This window comes from Afipia sp. GW823-FHT06G09, from assembly GCF_058794875.1.
In genome coordinates this window covers 196812-213668 of record NZ_JBXAHF010000006.1, presented here as the reverse complement: position 1 = coordinate 213668, position 16857 = coordinate 196812, and the positions used below count along the sequence as shown (strand labels likewise).

Sequence of the window (16857 nt, the reverse complement as noted above, 5' to 3'; positions counted from 1 at the left end):
ATTTCGGAGTCGCGTTAGCTGCATAGCTAGGTTCTCGCGACCGATGAGATCCCAGAATCAGATTGCTGGCACTTGGTAGAGTGAAAAGCCCGCGGGCAGCGAGGCCGATCTCCAATCCATCGCAATAGCTACGCTGTAACGCGCGCGGGTGAGCGCAACATAAAACTTTGCTCGGCTTTGTGCCGCCAGCTTGCTGTCCGGATCGGCAAGCCATTGCTTCATCGGATCCGTTGGCAGGATCACGACGTGGTCGAATCCACGTCCCTTGGATTCTCCAAAGTTCACCGCCTGCGACGACGGGTCGACGCCCCTGCTGGTGACCTTGTCGCGCAGCTGCACGGGTCTGACGGTCGCCAGATAATGATCATAGTCTGCGATCCTCAAGATGAATACGCCAGCGCTGGCCGGCAGAGGGCGATGGCACGAGGCACACTCGCAAGCCTGAGTGGCAGCAAACCCGGGGAATAGCCGTGACGACACCGCACAGATGGCCTCGCTGTTACGGTGCGATCGGTTCAGGCTTACCTCGTCAATCTCGATCTTCAGCTTTTTGGGCAGCGACCGTAAAAAGTCTGCGATGCCGCCGTCGGCATATTTTGCGAAGCGGCGCTCGTTATGGGTCAGGTAGGTCACCTGCCGAGGATCGCCAACCATCAGCAGGCGGACCGGGCTTCGCGCCAGCGCTTCGATGATGTCGAGATCATAGCCAGCGAGGTCCTGGACTTCGTCGATGAAAACGTGAGGGAACACCCGGCTCAGCCTGTCGACGACCGCGCCGCCGCTCTGCTCGTTGCATCGGATCACCAACTTGGACAGCTTGTCCGAGAAGACCTGTCCACGCCGATCAAAAAAGTGGTTTGCGATGTCTCCTTCGGGCCAGGTCACCGCGATGCCCCGGCTGTTGGTGTAGCGAATGGCCGACTGGGCTTGGACCAATGCCATGCCTTTGACCAGAAATTCAAACACAGCACCCTGAAACGGCTTCACGCCATGGGTAATCAAGAGACTGAACCAGGTCATGATCACCACGTTCGACGGAACATGGCCAACGACGTCGAAAAATTTCTGGCGGATCTCCGCCTCGTTGGATTCGGTGTAGGTGGTGATCAGGACCCGCTGGTCCCTAATCTTAAGTGCCTCTTCGACGAGGTAGGTGGTCTTGCCGGAGCCGGCTGCCGCGATGACCAGCCTATTCTGGCCAATCACGGCGCGATCGCCCGGGTAATGTAGTCAGGATAGGTAATCGCCGTTTTCGAACTGAAGATGGCCAGTGCACAATCGGTTTTGTTGGCGCGCATATGAAGGTGGAGTTCATCGTCTGTCTTGGCAGCGGTCCCGAGCATCTTGTTTAAGGCTTCTCGACCGTTCGCCTTCAAGATTTTTGGCTCAAGCGTGTTGTAATTGAAGGGCTTTTCTTTGACCGTCAGCCCACCCGTGTCGACGTCGGGGTCGAAGCAAATCCTGATCGACGGTTGGCCATCGAACGCGGCGTACTTCTTCTGCACTGCAGCGGTGTCGCCGTCGTTGTCGGTCACCACGGCCGCCGGGATTTTCAACGCCAGCGCTAGCTCGAGGAAGCGCAGGAAGGCCGTACCGACCGAGATGACGTCAATCCCGTCCTGAATAGGCAAGCGCCCGCCATTGGCGTCCATGTAGGCCCGCTGGACCACCAGTTCGTCGGAGTCGCCTTCCACCAGGATCGCCTTCTTGGCCAAAGCCAGGCGCAAGGTGTCGTACCCTGCAAGTTTCTTGAAGAAGTCGCTGGCCTGCAGCTCCGAAATCCGGACTACCTTGCCCTCGCGCAGCACGATCAGATGGTCGAGGCCGAGCTTGTTGGCCACGAAGCTGCTGTGGGTCGAGATGATGATCTGCTTCTCGCCGTGCTGGGCAGTTAGGTCAGCGATCAATTCGTTGAGCCGAGCGTGCGACAGATGGTTTTCCGGCTCCTCCAGCAGGATGGCCGTGGCCTCGGCGTTTTTCTTGGTGCTGAGGGCGAGCTTAGTTTTGATCACGCACTGCTCACCCTTGCCGATGTACTGGAAAGGGATGAAGTCGATGTAGGTCATCAGACTGCTTTCCCAGGCGGTCTGGGACGACAGATCGACAGAGATGGAGACGGACTTCTGACTAATTTTCGCGGCCTTAGTAATCCGATCGTTGATCAGCTTCAGGTTCTTGTCCTCGACGAAAGCCTCCTTCAGCTTTCGGTGCGCCTGCGAGATCGAAGCGCGCTCGGTCTCCTCCAGCACGTCACGGATGATCCGCGAGACATAGACGTCGGACCCGTTTTGAAGCCGGGCGCTGGATGAATCAATCAGCGCGGACTTGATCGGAATGTTGCGCGAGGTGATCCCCTTGCGCGCGAACGACCGCATGGTCGCAGCATAGTATTCTACGGGAATGGAGGTCAGCTCCCCGGCCGCCACGATCGCTTCGTAGGGACCCTTGTAATTCTCCTCGTCGAACTCGACGCGATATATCACGCCGCTTGCCTTAATCTTCTCGGAATTCCCGTCGCCCTCGAGCTCGGCCAACTCGCTCGAGTCTCCCGAGAAGAACAGCTCAATGGTGATCGCCGGCGGCGGTAAGGGTGACCCGGTCTTCAGGCTGGCGACGTACTTCTGCTGCGCGGCCAAATTAAAGAGGTAGCTGGTCAGATCGTTTTTGAGCGGGCGGCCGTTTAGCATCCCGGTCAAGCCCAAGTGGATCGCCTCCAGGATCGTGGTCTTTCCGGACTCGTTGCCGCCGACGATGACGTTCAGGGCATCGTTGAGCGCGAGAGAAAACGTCTCCTCATAGCACTTGAAGTTGGTGATCTTTACCTTGGCGATCTTCATGCGCCCTCGATGCTGAGTTCGTGAAACGCCGCACCCGCGAATCGCGACATAGGCGATATTATCACCACTGGCCAATCCGACGGGTCGTTCAATCTAGGCGATCATCCTCATCAACGAGTCCGCCGGGAGCGATGGGAATATCCCCCGCCAACAACTTTTCCTTGCTGAGCAGGCCGGCGTCCTCAAGCGCTTCCATGTCCGGCAGGTCGCGTAGCGTGTTGAAGCCGAAGTGCGACAGGAAGCCGTTGGTCGTCACATAGGTGTAGGGCGCGCCCGGCTGCGGGCTGCGAGGTCCGGCCGCGATGAAGCCGAGGCCGCGCAGGTGGCCGATGGTGTCGCGACTGACCTCCTTGCCGAAGAACTGCGACAGCTCGCTGCGGGTGATCGGCTGGTAGTAGGCGATGCAGGCGAGGATCAGGTTCTCGGCCTGCGACAGGGACTTGTCGGCGCCGCCGCCGATTGCCGTCCGGATGGTATCGCCGAAATTCTTTCGGGTGCGGTATTGCCAGCCGCCGGCGACGGAAACGAGCTCGTAGGGCCGGCCGCGCAGCTCGTCTTGGATGTCGTCAATGATTAGGTCGAGATTGCAATCGCGGCCGACGACGCGCGACAGCACCTCGCGCGTCACCGGCGCCGGCGAGGCGAAGATCACCGCCTCGACGCGGCCCATCCATTCGCGCCAACGCAGTTCAGGCGGCAGGTCCGCGAGGTCGAGGTCGAGATCCGTCTTTGCGCGCGCCCGCCGTCCCATGTCAGAGCCCGTACAATCGGAAGGTCGGCCGGCCGGTCAGCTCGCGGACGGCGCCGAGCGCCACCAGGCGCTCGAACAGGCGGCGCATGCTGCGGTCGCTCGCGGTCTTGCCGGCGCCCGCGGGCTGCGCATCCTCCATTATCAGGATCGCCACCATGGTGTCGGCGTCCTTGCCGCGCAGCTTCGGCGCCGCCGCCAGCAGGCGATCGGCGCGCCGCGCCAGCTCGACATAGAGATCCGCCGCGCTTGCAGCCGCACGCGCATAGGCCTGGGCGCAGGCCCTCGGCCAGGCTTCATCCGCCACGTTGGATTTCACAGCCACGCGCAGATCGCCGCGGCGGATCTGGCTCGCGATCAGCGGCACCGCCATCGGCCATTTCAGGCGCTGGGCGAGCATCATGTCGGCGAGCCACAGGGCAAGCGGCTCGCTTTGCGGCACGAAGCGCAGGCTGGCCGCCGCAATCTCTGCGGCGGCCGCGACGGCATTCCCCTGCCCGGTCATCAGCTTGTCGGCCTGGGCGACGACATCCTCGAGCGCGTCGCTGAAGCGCACCTCGAACAGCGCCGACAACCGCAGGGTCCAGTCTTTCGACGCCATGGCGCTGCGCTCGCCGAGATGCCGCCAGGCTTTCAGGATGCGCCCGCCCGGGCCCGGATCGTCACCGTCGCGGCGCAGATACCAGGCGTCGCGCAGCGCCGCCTCGTCCTCGGTGCGTCCGCCGTGCCGGGCCAGCACCGCGGCGTTCGACAGCGACAGCCGATGCCGCCACAATGATCCCAATGGATGCTCGCTGCGCGCGATCGGATGGATCGCGGCGAGCGCGGCGCCGGCCGAAAACATCGCGTCATCAACGCTCTCGGACGTCACGCCCTGCCGCACCCAGCCCGGAAACGGCGGGAAGGTCGGCGGGGCATCGGGCATGAGTCGCGCGCGTGAGGCCATGATCGAGCCTATCTCCACGCGGCGCTTTTCGCCACCCAAATCGCACAAAACCGCCGCGCCTGTCGGAAAATAAAAACGACCGATAATGTTGCATTATCGGTCGTTTTGCTCTTTATATAAAGAATGGCCCAAAACGTCGAGCAGAAGCCGAGAAATTACGTCGATCGACCCTCCGGACCGTCCCACGGCACGGGGCCAACGGCTGACGTTTCGGCGGCGCGGCCGTCGGCCGAGCTCAAGGACGACCTGCCGGATATCATCGACGTGGTCATGGAGATGGGAAAGATACCGGAGGAGCCGCCGGCGGAAGCCGAAGCCCTCCGCTATGGCTCCGGGCGTTCGTCGTTCGGAAAGCCAAATCGTTGGCTTTCCGCCGGCGATGCCGACCACTCCTCACCCCCTCCCCTTCCGGTCGTGTCGAACCCGCGCCTGCCGGCGCATCTCGACGCGCTCGCCGATCGGGCGCGTGGCTATGTCGAGGCGGCGAGTTCAGCCAACACGCGCCGCGCCTACGCGGCAGACTGGAAGCATTTTACCACCTGGTGCCGCCGGCAGGGCGTCGAGATGTTTCCGCCCGATCCGCAGGTGGTCGGCCTCTACATCACCGCATGTGCGTCCGGAAAGGCAACAGGCGACAAGAAGCCGAACTCCGTGTCGACGATCGAGCGCCGGCTCTCCTCGCTGACGTGGAATTATGCGCAACGCGGCCAGGCGCTGGACAGGAAGGATCGCCACATCGCCACGGTCATGGCCGGCATCCGCAACACCCACGCCTCCCCTCCCCTTCAGAAGGAAGCCATCCTCCCGGAAGACCTGATCGCGATGCTGGAGACCTTCGACCGCGGCACGCTACGCGGTCTGCGCGATCGCGCCATGCTGCTGCTGGGCTTTGCTGGCGGTCTGCGCCGCTCAGAAATCGTCGGTCTCGACGTTGCCAGGGATCAGACCGAGGACGGACGCGGTTGGGTCGAGGTTTTCGACAAGGGCGTTCTGGTGACGCTACGCGGCAAAACCGGCTGGCGCGAGGTTGAGGTCGGTCGCGGCTCGTCTGATGCCACCTGCCCGGTCGTTGCTCTGCAGACTTGGCTGAAACTCGCTCGCATCGCCCATGGCCCCCTGTTCCGGCGCGTCACCGGCCAAGGCAAGGCGGTGGGCTCTGAGCGGCTGAACGACCAGGAGGTGGCACGGCTGGTCAAACGCGTCGCATTGGCCGCTGGCGTCCGGGGCGACCTGTCGGAAGGCGAACGGGAGCAAAAGTTCGCGGGGCATTCGCTGCGCGCTGGCCTCGCGTCCTCGGCCGAGGTCGACGAACGCTACGTGCAGAAACAGCTCGGCCACGCATCCGCCGAGATGACTCGCAAATACCAGCGCCGGCGAGATCGCTTCCGGGTCAATCTCACCAAGGCGAGCGGGCTGTAGGGCCAAAACCCCCTCCCCTTCTGTGCCAGCTGCATCTAGGCATCACATAGGCACGACAGGTAGTTACGAATGAGTTCCATGCCAAAGTCTGATACAGTGGGGCTGATGGAATTTCTAGGAAACGAAGACGAATGAAACGGGCGGGCAACAATCCGAAAAGGCGAGTGGCACCTCAAGATCTATTGTCCGACGGCGCAAAGGAGGAGCTGGCTCTTCGCGCGCGCTATATCGGCAGCGGTCACCACAAACGAAATCCCGCTGACTACGGCCTTGAGCGTACAAATCCACGCCCCACGAAATCACTATGTGATCTTCTTCGAACTGTGCCACTGGCGGAGGCACAGGGACTCTTGCAGCAGGGAATTAACCTCGGAATGGTAAGCGAGCTTGCCTTTGACGGCTTCCCGAAGTTTATCTGGTCCGTGGACATGGAAGGTGAAGTTTATGAGGCCAAGACGGATCCTATGACCACAGGAGTCTATCACGGCTATCGCCTCGAAGAGGAGGACGATATGCGTGACAACGTGAAAGCGATTTGGAAGCAGAGATGCCAGCCAGCTGGACGATAGCGGCGGATTGGGAGTCGCTCGACGTAGGCTCGCCGGAGGAGCGGGCCTGCTTTGCCGCGCTCGGCATCAAGGCCCAAGGCATTTGGTTGACTGAGGGAAACGACGTCCTGGCCAACCGTCTTCGTCAGTCGCCCCTGCTTTCCGCCTATCACCTAGCCGAATGGCTTGCCTGGAACTGGTGGCGGCTGCGTTGGGAGCCTCGTTCCAACGCCTACGACTGGCCGTACGCTCACCGTATGGCAACTATCGGATCTGGGTATATCTGGCCAAATATTACGATATTCTCTGATGGGGAGCGGATCGCACTTATTTCCAAACCTACAACCGAGCGTCCGCAAACTCCGTTCCGATACATCGCTGACCACGCTGGGATCTTGCCCGCGAGCGAATTCGAGTCCGAACTTGATCTTTTCATTGGTCAAGTGATCGAACGGTTGGATTGGGCATCGATATCTGGAAGCAATCTTCAGACGATTTGGGCCAGCGTTTGTGAGGAACGTCGGGTGCCCGAGCTTGCTCGCGCCCGCAAACTCGAAGCCCTACTAGGAAGAGATCCAGACGCCGCCGAAAGCGGGGTCGTAGAACACCTTGTAAAGGACATCGCTGACCTAGGTGCGTCGGCCGTCGAGGAACTCGCAGCGGAACATGGTCAGAGCGGAAAGATCCTTACGGGCAATCATCTCCGCGATGTTGCCACGAGCTACGGCTTTGACGCTGCTCCGAAGGACGTAGCGCGCCTGCCTGCTGAAATTGGCTTACGTATCGGTGGGCAGATACCAGCCTACCGAGTTGGTGCATCGGCGGCTCGTGCGCTGCGCGAACAGGAGCGGTTGGGCGAAAAGCCAATTTCCAGCCGCAAGCTTGCTGAGATCGCAGGCGTTGATCAGGCCGTAATTGACGATCGCCGAGGCTCGCCTGATATTTCTTTTGCGCTGGATGAGGTTCACAAAAATGCGAGCCGAGTGGTGTTGCGCTCCAAATGGCGCTCCGGTCGGCGGTTTGAGCTCGCGCGGCTCCTTGGTGATCGTCTAGCTCGCCCCCCCATTGGACGCCTGTTGCCAGCTACGAAGGCATACACTTATCGCCAGAAGATGCAGAGGTCCTTTGCTGCTGAGTTTCTTAGCCCATTTTCAGCGGTCGATGAGATGCTGGCTGGCGACTACTCCATGGAAAGCCAGCAGGACGTAGCGGAACACTTCGATGTATCTCCTTTGACGATCCAAACTTTGCTGATGAATCATGGCCGCGTTGAAAGAGACGCTTTCGATACGGAGCTCGAATCCGCCGCCGCGGCGTAGCGAAGTGCTTCAGGCTAGATCCTTGGCTCGATGATTTATGACTATCGATAACTGGCCCTTATCGATAGTGTTGGACGTCAGAACGCAAATCAGCGATTCTCGCGCTCCAGAGCCCCGGAAAATCACGCCCGCCGGGCCTCCGATCGACCAGAGGACAGCGCCGCTGCCAGCCCCCTGCCCTCTTCCGGACGCCCGCGGCCGCCGCCGGCGGCCGTCACTCGGTACGCGGCACGCTTTGATGCGGCGCGCTGGTCGCGACCTCGCCCCGGGCGATCGCGACGAAACGGCGCTTGACCTCCGCGAACAGGCCCGGTGTCAGCGCGCCGTGGTAGCCGCTCTCGGTGTCGACGGCGCGCAGGTCCGGCCCGGGCCAGGCGAAGCGGTTGCTCTCGGTCAGCACGATCCACGAGCGTTCGGCGTCGAGCCGCAGACGTCCCTTGACGTCGGCCGGGATCTCGATTGCGTCGGCCGGATTGGTGGGCGGCGTGTGGGTGATCGGCAGGACGCGCACGATCGGCGCGCCCTCCTCCGTCGTCATGACGATCGCCAGCACCAGGCAGGGCCGGTCCTTGTCGCCCTCCTCTCGGCCCTCGCGGTGCTGCCAGTCCCACAAATAGGCGTAGCGAAAAATCCAGCCGACGCGGACTGTTCTCGCCCATGCCTTCCTTGGCGAGGTGCTTGAGAGTCGCGACGTTCGTCGCGCATCATCTGTGGGATCCCGCGCAGCGCGCGATCGACTTGCGCCATGGCATGCCAGCCGACGTCGCTGGCGAGCTGCGCGCCGAGGGCCTGCTGCGAACCGAGGGACCGCACGCGCCGAATACGGTGAGGCGGCGCCTTGCCAGCTGGGGGACGCTGCACCGCTGGAAGGGGATCGACAGTCCGCTCAGCGCGCCGAGCCTTCGTTCGGCCGTGCGTCTGGCTGTCCGCGCTTCTCCGCGGCCGCGCCGCCGTAAAAGCAAGCGCTCGGTAACGCGAGACGGCCTCGATAAGCTGGCCGCAACCTGCGCGACCGATCGGCTCGCCGATACGCGCGATCTCGCGATCCTGCTGCTGGCGTTCGCGTCCGGAGGCCGGAGGCGGAGCGAGGTGGCGCGGTTGCGTGTCGAACAGCTGAGCGACGAACCCGGCGTTCCGCTTGATCCGCTTGATCCGAAGTCGCCGACCTTGCCGTGCGTCTCGATCCAGCTCGGTCGCACGAAGACCGGCGATGCTGACGAGGCGGGCAGAGTGTTCCTGGTCGGCCCGCCCGTCGAGGCGTTACGCGAGTGGCTCGAGCGAGCCGATATCCGGAGAGGCCCGATCTTCCGCGCGATTGACCGTTGGGAGGCTCTTGACGAGCGAGCACTGACGCCGCAGTCCATCAATCTGATCGTCAAGCGACGCTGCGAGATCGCGGAGCTTGATCCCAAGGAGTTCACGGCGCACGGGCTGCGGGCGGGATATCTCACCGAGGCGGCGCGCCAGGGCATCGGCTTGCCGGAAGCGATGCAGCAGTCGCAGCATCGGTCGGTCCAGCAGGCGGCGAGCTACTACAACGAGGCGGAGCGCGCTCAGGGCAGGGCGGCCCGGCTCGGTGTTTGAGTAGCGGCTGATGAAATGAATGGCTTGAGTTGTCCGCGTACAACTCGACGCAGGTCAGCCTCGTCAGGCTTCGGCCCCCTCTGTCTGGCGCGAATATAGGCGGGAGCTCGCACAAACAAGTGCCGGTGTACCGTACGGCGCGGCGTTGAACGCTCCCCGACTCGCGCCGCGCGCGCGTTAAGTTGTCCGCGTACAACCCAGTCACGTGAGGTGCGACAGTTCGTGCAAGGGCAAACATACGCTCTTAAGCGCGCCAAAGCCGAATTCCGCCTTGGTTGAGACCATTCCGTTAACTTCTCATTAACCCATTAATCCTTGCAGCAACGAAAGAATCGGGCATAACTTGGGTTCAACGCTTTTTGGGCCGACCTGCTCAGAAAACCGCAGATGCAGAGAAACCGATGCCCGCTACGCTTCTGCCGAAAGACAATGCGCCTCGCGATCTCAGGTCGTTGATCAACGCCGATGCGGCGGAGCTGTCAATGCGGCTTCGCGCGAGGCAGCTTGAGGACTTTCCCCCGGAGGCGAAAAAGACGTTGCGTCCGTTCTCTCCATCCGAGGCGGCGCGTTTCATCGGAATAGCCGACGGCTATCTCCGTCAGCTCGCCTCTGAAGGGAAGGGGCCCGATCCCCTTCCCAATGGGCGTCGAATGTATTCGCTTGAGGATGTCGAGGCGCTACGCCAATCGCTCGACGCTTCTGGCAAGGGCGGCCGCCGCTACACGCCTCGCCGCAGCGAAAATGAGAAGTTGCAGGTCCTCGCGGTGATGAACTTCAAGGGGGGAAGCGGCAAGACGACGACATCGGCCCATCTGGCCGAATACCTCGCCTTTCGCGGATATCGTGTGCTGGCTATCGATCTGGATCCTCAGGCGAGCCTGACTGCACTCTTCGGACTGCAGCCCGAACTCGACGTCGCGGACAATGACACGATCTATGGCGCCATTCGGTACGACAGCGATCGCCGCGAGATGGCCGAAATTGTGCGGGCTACCTACATTCCCACGCTTCATTTGATCCCCGGTCAACTCGAACTGATGGAGTTCGAGCATGAGACGCCGAAGGCGTTGATGACGCGGCAGGACGGCGGCCAGATGTTCTTCGCTCGCATCGGTGAAGCACTGGCGCAGGTGAGCGATGCCTATGACATCGTCATCATCGATTGCCCGCCGCAACTCGGGTTCCTGACCCTCTCGGCACTCTGCGCCGCGACAGCTGTACTCATCACAGTCCATCCTCAGATGCTGGACGTAATGTCGATGTCTCAGTTCCTGAACATGACCGCTGGCTTGCTCGATGTCGTCGCCAATGCAGGCGCGGCGACTGACTACGACTGGATGCGCTATCTGGTCACGCGATACGAACCGAGCGACGCGCCCCAGACCAAATTGGTGGGCTGGATGCGCTCGATCTTGGGTGAACGAGTTTTGACCCATCCGATGGTCAAGAGCACGGCCATCGCCGATGCCGGATTGACCAAGAACACACTCTACGAGGTCGATCGGAAGGGCTTCTCCCGTCCGACCTATGACCGTGCGATTGAATCTCTCGACCTCGTCAACGGTGAGATCGAGGGTTTAATTAGGCAGGTCTGGAAGAGGGTCTGAGCATGGCTCGGAAGATAAGCTTCGACCACGTGCCCAGCGAGCCACAAGCGTCGCAAGAACCTCCAGCGCGACTGTCGGCCAACCAGGTCCGGCCGCTTCTGGGCCTGGACCGGCCGCTCAAGCAACCGGGCGCGCTCGGTGCGATCTCGCAGAACCTCGGCGGGATCAAGGAGCGAGCGGATAGGGCCGACGAGTTGGAGAGACAGCTGCTCGAGGGGCAGACGATCGTCGAGCTCGATCCGGCCCTCGTCGACGATTCCTTCGTACCGGACCGCATGGAGGCGAGCGCGGCCGATGAGGCGGCGTTCCAAGAGTTGATCCGCGAGCACGGTCAAAATACGCCGATCCTCGTTCGCCCGAGCCCGGAGAATTCAAGCCGCTTTCAGGTAGCCTTCGGGCACCGGCGCCTACGCGCTGCCCGCTCGCTCGGAAGAAAGGTGCGGGCGGTGGTCCGCGCTCTGAGCGACGAAGAGCTGGTGGTCGCCCAAGGCCAAGAGAACAGTGGTCGAACCGACCTAACCTTTATCGAGCGAGCCCGCTTTGCCGCGCGACTCGAAGAGCGCAAGTTTTCGCGCGAGACAATCATGGCGGCGTTGAACGTCGACAAGGCTGCGCTATCGCGACTCATTGCGGTTGCGACCCGCGTCCCCACCGAGGTCGTCGAGGCGATCGGCGCCGCGCCTGGCTATGGCCGCGTTCGATGGCAGGAGTTGACCGATCTCCTTGATGGCGACGGCAATCGACACCGCGCCATCGCGCTTGTGAAGGAGGAAGGGTTCGCTGACCAAGACAGCGACAAGCGGTTCGAAGCACTCGTCGCAGCGTTGCGCACCAAGGCGGCGCGGGCGCGGGCGGAAAGCTGGTCGGCGGCCGACGGCACGCTCGCAGCGAAGGTTATGCGAACCGGCAAGAAGCTCAGTCTGACTTTCGACGACCGCGTAGCCCCGCAATTTGGCGAATTCGTTCGCGAGCACTTGCAAAGGCTCTACGACGAATACCGCGCCGCGTCCGGCGAGGACTGAAGGAACACCCACCCGGAATGAGCCGGCTGGGCAGGTGCAATCTGGCTCAGGAGAAACCTAGGCAAAAGAAAAAGGCCCCCGAAACGTCACCGTCCCGGAAGCCTCTGTCTTAGTTTGGCGACTGATAGAGAATCACTTCCGCGAATCGCAGTCAAGTGTCTCATGCGAGACGGCGCCGTTTTGGCGAGCAGATTTCCTTTGCCCGAACGAGGCAAAGACATGGAACCCTATCAATCAACGACGCCCTTCGGGCGGCGATCGCTGACGCTTGCCCATGTGGCAACACAGATCGTCGCGTCATCCCGGCCGCCTGAGAAGGTCGTGCACAAGTGGAAGATCTTCCAAGCCATCTGCAGGGCACGGCCGAGCCTCGGCGTGACAGAGCGAGCGCTGTCGGTCTTGAACGCGCTCCTCACCTTCCATCCCGAGACGGCGCTGACGGGCGAGGACGACCTTGTCGTTTTCCCCTCGAACCAGCTCCTGTCACTGCGCGCGCACGGCATGCCGGCGTCGACGTTGCGACGCCATCTCGCGGTCCTGGTCGACGCGGGCCTCGTCATCCGGCGGGACAGCCCCAACGGCAAGCGCTACGCGCGCAAAGGCGCGTCCGGCGAGATCGAGCTGGCGTTCGGATTCGACCTCTCGCCGCTTGTTGTCCGCTCGGAGGAATTCGAAAGCCTGGCAGCCGCCGTGGAAGCCGAGGCGCGCGCCGTTAAGCTCGCGCGGGAACGCATCACGCTGTGCCGGCGCGATATCGCCAAGATGATCGCGACCGGTCTCGAGGAGCGCGTGCCGACGCGCAGGGGAGGGCAGGGGCCTGCAGACTGGGCCGAGGTGCACGCCGCCTTCCGCTCGATCGTCGAGGGGGTTCCGCGCACGGCGACGCGCACGCAGCTCGAGGCGGCGGCGGAGGAGCTATCTCAACTGGCTGACGACGTACTCAACCTCCTGGAAAGACATATAAAAACACAGGATATGAGCGCCAATGAGTCCCGAAATGAGCGCCATATACAGAATTCAAATCCAGACCCCTTAATTGATCTTGAACCTGGCTTTCGAGGAAGCCGGGCGGCGAGGGCGGTGCCAGAACCCCAAACGCCGAGGATTACGGAAACGGCCTATCCGCTTGGAATGGTATTAAACGCTTGCCCGGACATCTCCGACTACGCCAAAGGCGGAATTTCGAACTGGCGCGACCTGCTGGCGACCACGGCCGTTGTGCGCTCGATGCTTGGGATCAGTCCCAGCGCCTGGGAGGAGGCGCAAGCCGTCATGGGCGAAATGCAGGCCGCGGTGGTTGTCGCGTGCATTTTGCAGCGCGGCGCGGCAATCCGCTCCGCCGGCGGCTATCTGCGCGGTCTGACCGAACGGGCCAAGGTCGGAGAATTCTCGCTCGGCCCAATCCTGATGTCGCAGATAAACGCGCAACTGCGCACGAAGCGATCCGCATGATGGCGCGGGCGACGTTGGCAGAAGGCAGGCCTCGCCAGTGGTTCGATCGGCCGTCGGCATCCCGCGTCGGCGAGGCCGCTGCCGCTGGGCGGATCTCGGGTATTGCGCTCCCGGCGTTGGCGCGGCGGTCCTGCCGTCGGATCCATCGCAGGGCGGTTCGCCGCTGCCGCTCGATCCGGCCGTGGTTGATTTTCCTGGTCGACCCCGATCCGTGCGGCGCTTCCTTGCTAACCCTCGGTCCTTGATGGGCAGGCATCGACATCCCGGTCTTCCGTACCGCGAGATGGGCACGGCGTGTGGTCCAGGTAGCACGACGACGATTGCTCCTCTCTACAGGTCGGGCGGCGCTCCCGGTTGCATGGCTGGATTCCTATGGCCGTCGCCGGCACGGCGGTCCCTACGCCCGAGAATTTTCCCCTGCCGGATCACCCCGCGAGCGGGGCCCCGACCGGCATTCCTCGCGCACGCGCCAGCGGCGCCAAAATTCACGGCCTGACGGGACGCAGCGCTGCGCTCGCCCTTCGCCCGCGTCTCGCGGGCTTCGGCTCTGTGCCGTCTTCCCGGCCATGACGGATCGCCATCGCAACGGGGCGCAGCCCCACAAGATGGAGAGAGACTATGCGCAACATCGCCGAATTCACCCTCATCGGCCACGTCGGGACCATCAAGCACGTCGGCAAGACAGTCCGTGTTACCGTCTGCGTCAACTATCCCTTCAAGGATAAGGGCGGCGAGTGGAACGACGACCAGCACTGGAACGAGGTCACGATCTTCACCAAGTCGATCCAGGGCTACGTGAACGAGCACGTCAGCAAGGGCGACCTCGTCCACGCGCGGGGCCGCCTGCGGCAGAACAGCTACGAGCGCGACGGCAAGCGGATCTACACCGTCGACCTGATCGCCCTGGAATTTGGCCGCCTCGCCCAGGCCGCTGAGCGCTCAGCCGCATAACCGATCCAGTGGGGAGGCGAAAGCCTCCCCACCTTTTCCATCAATCTTGAGCAGTTGGTCGCCGCATCGAGCGCCGGCGCCGTCAGGAAGGAAGCTTTCGCGATCGCGTCTGACGTGCCAAGGCGCGATCGGCGCGATTTTTCTTGCTGATCGCCGACGTCAACTCGTCGTAATCGACACCGCTCTTCTTGAGCGCGCGCCGTGCGTCCGACACATCGAAGCCGAGCAACTCAAACACGCTCATGTTGAGGCTCGAAGCGATCCTTTCGATCGTACGCAAAGTTGGATTCCCGATGCCGCGGACGATCGTATAGTAGGTCCCGCGCGCCAGCCCGGTCTTCGGCAGGAATGCTTCCATGCCGCCATTTTCGATCTCGAGCTGCTGCAGACGGATGGCCAGCATCTCATTCAGCACCGAATGATCGACTGGCTGAGGCTTGCGAACAGGCGACATGGCGAAAGGGCTTTCGGACAAAACTCCGCATCCGATTCACCATACATTACGTCTGAAGTCTAGTATATTGGACGTTGTCAATCCTACCGTAAATTCTTTGAATATGCGCTTCCCTTCATCGAGCCGATTGAGTTGCCCTCGTGCCGACGGTCCGAGGTCCGCTTCCGCAACAAGGTCAGAGGGTCGACGCCCGCTCGTTCCGCGATGAGTTCAATGTAACTAAGGCTTGGATTCGCTGCTGTCGTCATCAGGTGGAAGTAGCTTGATCTCGGGATCCCTAGGCTTTTCGCGAACTCTCCACGGGTTAGCTGTGCTTCGAGACGCAGTGCTTCGAGCCCCGACTGAAACGCTCCTATGAGCAAACATCCCTTCGCTGCGTGATCTGCTTTGCGTCGGCATGACTTCTCAGCCATGAGCCTTCCCTCCGAACGATGATCCGAACGATACCCATGCCGCCGCAGCCTACATATTGGACGGCCGGCTAACATTCAATATAATGTACTGATCTGATTCAACCAGGAGAAGTGCGTTCAGACAAAGAAAAACCCGGCAGAGCCGGGTCTCTCAAGAGGGTCAGCGGGCTGGCGACGGCAATCGCCAGCGAGGCCTCCAAACGCAAAGGCATCCTAGCTCGCGCGATCCGACAGTTCAAGAGACTCAGCGTTTTCACGCCACGGTCTTTGTTTGCCACGCGCTCTCGCAACGAGAGGACGCGAATGCAGATGCTTGGCTTCAATCCTATCGCCCCTTTTGGATGCGGCGCGCTGTCCCCGGCCGCGCTTCGGATTCAACGCGACGTTCGGCAGTGCCAACCCGGCAAGGCCTGCCACAAATGGAAGACGTTTCGCCACGCATGCGAAGCGAAGGCCGCCCTTGCCCTTTCCGATCGCGCGCTGACCGTCCTGAATGCGTTGCTGAGCTTCCACCCGGACACGGTGCTCACACTCGGGTCCACGGATCTCGTCGTGTTTCCATCAAATCGCGAGCTCTCGCTACGCGCCCACGGCATCCCTGCGTCGACCTTACGTAGGCATATTGCCGCTCTTGTGAAATCGGGTCTTATCCAGCGTCGGGATAGCCCAAATGGCAAACGCTACGCTCGGCGCGCAGCAGGCGGCGACATCGAGCTGGCATTCGGGTTCGACCTCAGCCCGCTCGTGGCGGCTGTCGACGACCTTGCGGAACTCGCCGCTCGCGCTGTCGAGGAGCGACATGTTCTCGATGCGCTGCGCGAGCAGGTCACGCTCGCGCGCCGCGACATCGCAAAGATGCTCGCGCTGGGTGTTGAACGGGGCGTCGATGCCGACTGGCCAGCACTGCACCACGAATTCCTGGGGCTGATCGACGGCCGACCACGCACGCCGTGCCGCGCTGCCCTCGAGCCGCTCGCCGCGGCGCTGGTCGAGCTGTCGGGGCGGATCCTCGAAATTCTTGAGAGTCATATCGAACCCACAAGGCCAATACGCGAACCGTCCGCAAATGCGTCCATAGCAACGAACCCGACGCCGAAAGCCGGCGCCGAAAGCGCCAGCAATGCATTCCAGCCCGACATCGAGCGCGATGTCGCATCAGCAGTCCCTGTCCGGCTCGTCGCCGAGACGTGTCCTGATTTTGTGGACTACGCCCGCCACGGGCTGCGAACGATACGGGACGTGGTGGACGCCGCCGTCATCGTGCGCCCGCTTCTCGGCGTCAGCCCAAGCGCGTGGGAAGAGGCCTGTGCTGCAATGGGGCAGGGGCCGGCGAGCGTCACCTTGGCGCTGATCCTCCAGCGCGGCAACGGCATCAAAAATCCCGGCGGCTACCTCAGGACGCTCGCCCGGCGTGCGGCAGCCGGCCAATTCTCTATCTGGCCTATGCTGATGGCTCTCCGCGGCGCGCAACGTGGAAAGGATCCAGCAGAGATGAAGACACCTGCAGGACCTTCCTTCCCGGACGACAGCGCGTAGCAGCGATTCGTGCTTCGTGAC

Annotated in this window: 15 protein-coding genes and 1 pseudogene; 9 read left to right on the top strand and 7 right to left on the bottom strand. The window is 62.2% G+C overall.

The genetic code is table 11. The annotated features are described in order from the left end of the window. Window positions 1–57 precede the first annotated feature (57 nt). From AC1Q67_RS24035 to AC1Q67_RS24020, 4 genes are all read right to left on the bottom strand, one after another. Window positions 58–1206 carry a UvrD-helicase domain-containing protein gene (locus AC1Q67_RS24035; RefSeq protein WP_006023659.1) on the bottom strand — a complete coding sequence of 383 codons (1149 nt, stop codon included), beginning with the start codon at window positions 1204–1206 and terminating at the stop codon, window positions 58–60. Next, a complete protein-coding gene (locus AC1Q67_RS24030; protein ID WP_006023658.1) occupies window positions 1203–2837 on the bottom strand; it encodes an ATP-dependent nuclease in 1635 nt (544 codons plus the stop codon). The genes AC1Q67_RS24035 and AC1Q67_RS24030 overlap by 4 nt, the downstream gene beginning before the upstream one ends. 88 nt (window positions 2838–2925) lie before the next feature. Then, window positions 2926–3588 carry an SMC-Scp complex subunit ScpB gene (gene scpB, locus AC1Q67_RS24025; RefSeq protein WP_006023657.1) on the bottom strand — a complete coding sequence of 221 codons (663 nt, stop codon included), beginning with the start codon at window positions 3586–3588 and terminating at the stop codon, window positions 2926–2928. Between the two features lies 1 nt (window position 3589). Further along, window positions 3590–4531 (bottom strand): DUF1403 family protein, encoded by a 942-nt coding sequence (locus tag AC1Q67_RS24020; protein ID WP_006023656.1) that lies wholly within the window; start codon window positions 4529–4531, stop codon window positions 3590–3592. A 123-nt stretch (window positions 4532–4654) separates the two neighbouring features. Here AC1Q67_RS24020 and AC1Q67_RS24015 point away from each other — a divergent pair, with 123 nt between their 5' ends. From AC1Q67_RS24015 to AC1Q67_RS24005, 3 genes are all read left to right on the top strand, one after another. Further along, complete coding sequence (locus AC1Q67_RS24015) at window positions 4655–5950, top strand: site-specific integrase (RefSeq protein ID WP_006023655.1); 1296 nt, start codon at window positions 4655–4657, stop codon at window positions 5948–5950. Between the two features lie 131 nt (window positions 5951–6081). Then, window positions 6082–6519, top strand: coding sequence for a hypothetical protein (locus AC1Q67_RS24010; protein ID WP_006023654.1), 438 nt, complete (start codon window positions 6082–6084; stop codon window positions 6517–6519). Further along, a complete protein-coding gene (locus tag AC1Q67_RS24005; RefSeq protein WP_006023653.1) occupies window positions 6498–7817 on the top strand; it encodes a hypothetical protein in 1320 nt (439 codons plus the stop codon). The genes AC1Q67_RS24010 and AC1Q67_RS24005 overlap by 22 nt, the downstream gene beginning before the upstream one ends. Window positions 7818–8031: 214 nt before the next feature. Here the strand turns inward: AC1Q67_RS24005 and AC1Q67_RS24000 are convergent, their stop codons facing one another. Next, window positions 8032–8430 (bottom strand): hypothetical protein, encoded by a 399-nt coding sequence (locus tag AC1Q67_RS24000; RefSeq protein WP_006023652.1) that lies wholly within the window; start codon window positions 8428–8430, stop codon window positions 8032–8034. 41 nt (window positions 8431–8471) lie between these two features. On the opposite strand from AC1Q67_RS24000, the pseudogene AC1Q67_RS23995 reads away from it, so the two are divergent. From AC1Q67_RS23995 to AC1Q67_RS23975, 5 genes and pseudogenes are all read left to right on the top strand, one after another. Beyond that, window positions 8472–9401, top strand: a pseudogene (locus tag AC1Q67_RS23995) (site-specific integrase); the annotation flags it as partial. Between the two features lie 401 nt (window positions 9402–9802). Further along, window positions 9803–11008: a plasmid partitioning protein RepA gene (gene repA, locus AC1Q67_RS23990; RefSeq protein WP_006023650.1), complete on the top strand. Its 1206-nt coding sequence runs from the start codon at window positions 9803–9805 to the stop codon at window positions 11006–11008. 2 nt (window positions 11009–11010) lie between these two features. After that, window positions 11011–12030 carry a plasmid partitioning protein RepB gene (repB, locus tag AC1Q67_RS23985; RefSeq protein ID WP_006023649.1) on the top strand — a complete coding sequence of 340 codons (1020 nt, stop codon included), beginning with the start codon at window positions 11011–11013 and terminating at the stop codon, window positions 12028–12030. Between the two features lie 219 nt (window positions 12031–12249). Next, window positions 12250–13482 (top strand): plasmid replication protein RepC, encoded by a 1233-nt coding sequence (gene repC / locus AC1Q67_RS23980; protein ID WP_492237661.1) that lies wholly within the window; start codon window positions 12250–12252, stop codon window positions 13480–13482. A 618-nt stretch (window positions 13483–14100) separates the two neighbouring features. Further along, complete coding sequence (locus AC1Q67_RS23975) at window positions 14101–14433, top strand: single-stranded DNA-binding protein (RefSeq protein ID WP_006023645.1); 333 nt, start codon at window positions 14101–14103, stop codon at window positions 14431–14433. An 82-nt stretch (window positions 14434–14515) separates the two neighbouring features. Here the strand turns inward: AC1Q67_RS23975 and AC1Q67_RS23970 are convergent, their stop codons facing one another. Next, on the bottom strand, window positions 14516–14887 hold the full coding sequence (locus AC1Q67_RS23970) for a transcriptional regulator (RefSeq protein WP_024921879.1): 372 nt from the start codon (window positions 14885–14887) through the stop codon (window positions 14516–14518). A gap of 83 nt (window positions 14888–14970) precedes the next feature. Beyond that, window positions 14971–15300 (bottom strand): helix-turn-helix domain-containing protein, encoded by a 330-nt coding sequence (locus tag AC1Q67_RS23965; RefSeq protein WP_006023643.1) that lies wholly within the window; start codon window positions 15298–15300, stop codon window positions 14971–14973. A 303-nt stretch (window positions 15301–15603) separates the two neighbouring features. On the opposite strand from AC1Q67_RS23965, the gene repC (AC1Q67_RS23960) reads away from it, so the two are divergent. Then, window positions 15604–16836, top strand: coding sequence for a plasmid replication protein RepC (gene repC / locus AC1Q67_RS23960; RefSeq protein WP_006023642.1), 1233 nt, complete (start codon window positions 15604–15606; stop codon window positions 16834–16836). The last annotated feature ends 21 nt before the right edge of the window (window positions 16837–16857 follow it).

What these genes read in the sequence shown, in the direction of transcription:
- repB (WP_006023649.1), top strand. Translation starts at nt 11,011, where the DNA reads ATGGCTCGGAAGATAAGCTTCGACCACGTGCCCAGCGAGCCACAAGCG.
- AC1Q67_RS23970 (WP_024921879.1), bottom strand. Translation starts at nt 14,887, where the DNA reads ATGTCGCCTGTTCGCAAGCCTCAGCCAGTCGATCATTCGGTGCTGAAT.
- AC1Q67_RS24030 (WP_006023658.1), bottom strand. Translation starts at nt 2,837, where the DNA reads ATGAAGATCGCCAAGGTAAAGATCACCAACTTCAAGTGCTATGAGGAG.
- repC (WP_006023642.1), top strand. Translation starts at nt 15,604, where the DNA reads ATGCAGATGCTTGGCTTCAATCCTATCGCCCCTTTTGGATGCGGCGCG.
- AC1Q67_RS24005 (WP_006023653.1), top strand. Translation starts at nt 6,498, where the DNA reads ATGCCAGCCAGCTGGACGATAGCGGCGGATTGGGAGTCGCTCGACGTA.
- AC1Q67_RS24020 (WP_006023656.1), bottom strand. Translation starts at nt 4,531, where the DNA reads ATGGCCTCACGCGCGCGACTCATGCCCGATGCCCCGCCGACCTTCCCG.
- repC (WP_492237661.1), top strand. Translation starts at nt 12,250, where the DNA reads ATGGAACCCTATCAATCAACGACGCCCTTCGGGCGGCGATCGCTGACG.
- repA (WP_006023650.1), top strand. Translation starts at nt 9,803, where the DNA reads ATGCCCGCTACGCTTCTGCCGAAAGACAATGCGCCTCGCGATCTCAGG.
- AC1Q67_RS23965 (WP_006023643.1), bottom strand. Translation starts at nt 15,300, where the DNA reads ATGGCTGAGAAGTCATGCCGACGCAAAGCAGATCACGCAGCGAAGGGA.
- AC1Q67_RS23975 (WP_006023645.1), top strand. Translation starts at nt 14,101, where the DNA reads ATGCGCAACATCGCCGAATTCACCCTCATCGGCCACGTCGGGACCATC.
- AC1Q67_RS24015 (WP_006023655.1), top strand. Translation starts at nt 4,655, where the DNA reads ATGGCCCAAAACGTCGAGCAGAAGCCGAGAAATTACGTCGATCGACCC.
- scpB (WP_006023657.1), bottom strand. Translation starts at nt 3,588, where the DNA reads ATGGGACGGCGGGCGCGCGCAAAGACGGATCTCGACCTCGACCTCGCG.
- AC1Q67_RS24010 (WP_006023654.1), top strand. Translation starts at nt 6,082, where the DNA reads ATGAAACGGGCGGGCAACAATCCGAAAAGGCGAGTGGCACCTCAAGAT.